Here is a 532-nt window from a genome sequence, read left to right as displayed (position 1 = left end):
GCTCTTCCTGCGCCAGCGGCGAATGGCCGCCGACCATGTGGCGCAGATGTTCCTTGGCCAGCTCGTCGAACGTCAGGTCGAGCGCCTCGAAGCCGTTCTTCTGGAAGTTCTTGGCGATCTTTTCCGACTCGCCCTTGGCCGCCGTGGTCAGGCCGACAAACACATGCGCGCGCTGCTGGTGGCTGATGCGGTAGTTGAACTCGGTCACGTTGCGCTGGCCGCCGGGCAGCTTGCCGATGACTTCGCAGAAGCGCTTAAAGCTGCCGCGTTCCTCGGGGATGGTGACCGCGAACAGCGCTTCGCGCTCCTCGCCGACTTCGGCGCGTTCGGCGACGAAGCGCAGGCGGTCGAAATTCATGTTCGCGCCGCACAGGATGGCGGCATAGGTCTCGCCCTTGGTCTTGTGCGTGGCGACATATTGTTTGATCGCCGCCACGGCCAGCGCGCCCGAAGGCTCGACGATGGCGCGCGTGTCGACGAACACATCCTTGATGGCCGCGCAGACCGCGTCGGTATCGACGACCACATATTC

General features: G+C 64.1%; 1 pseudogene. It reads right to left on the bottom strand.

The annotated features are described in order from the left end of the window. Positions 1-532, bottom strand: a pseudogene (locus D3H34_RS33705) (threonine ammonia-lyase, biosynthetic); the annotation flags it as partial.

This window comes from Acidovorax cavernicola (genome assembly GCF_003581445.1).
This window is presented reverse-complemented; position numbering and strand designations above follow the sequence as displayed.